This is a genomic window from Serratia sp. J2 (assembly GCF_046269175.1).
Classification (GTDB): domain Bacteria; phylum Pseudomonadota; class Gammaproteobacteria; order Enterobacterales; family Enterobacteriaceae; genus Chania; species Chania fonticola_C.
In genome coordinates this window covers 1-530 of record NZ_JBKABN010000111.1, presented here as the reverse complement: position 1 = coordinate 530, position 530 = coordinate 1, and the positions used below count along the sequence as shown (strand labels likewise).

Below are 530 nucleotides of genomic sequence, written 5' to 3'. Positions count from 1 at the left end.
GGGCACTGCCACGGCGTTGAGTACCGCGGGCAGGGTTTCAGCATTACCCGATGAGACATGCTCACCTGATCCGGTGTTGGGGATGCCGGCCATAGCCAGAAACTCATCAATGGTCATGCTGCGGTCTTCGGTCTTGCGTTTCCACGGCCACATATCACAACCCCGCCAGATAAGCCCAATGGGAGCGCAGATCCACCAGCTCCGGGTGTTGGGTCAACAGTGAGCGCTTGGCGATCTGAATGTCGGTTTCACGGTAGGCTGGTAAGCTGGTCACGGTGATTTCGCGCAGCTCGGCAGCCAGCACGGTACGGACATACGGCTGTTGGGTGCTGTCCCACTGGTCTTTCAACGCCCGGAACCCGAAGGACATGCCGGAAATGTCGCCCCGTTCAACCAGGATCAACACATCGCGGCCCAGTTGGGTATCGGGTGGGGTCAGCTCAAAGCGCAAGCCGGTGGCGTCTTCACTCAGTACCAGGGTGCCGGAGGTATTGCGGCCCAGCAGCGCGGTATAGTCATGCTCGTACAGG

The 530-nt window shown here is 60.0% G+C and carries 1 protein-coding gene and 1 pseudogene; both read right to left on the bottom strand.

Features of this window, described 5'->3' with window-relative positions:
• Nucleotides 1-153 (bottom strand): annotated as a pseudogene (locus ACKWMY_RS28305) (phage portal protein); the annotation flags it as partial.
• 1 nt (nucleotide 154) lies between these two features.
• Nucleotides 155-530 (bottom strand): HK97 family phage prohead protease (locus ACKWMY_RS28300; RefSeq protein ID WP_409487560.1); only part of this gene is annotated, 376 nt, incomplete at its 5' end.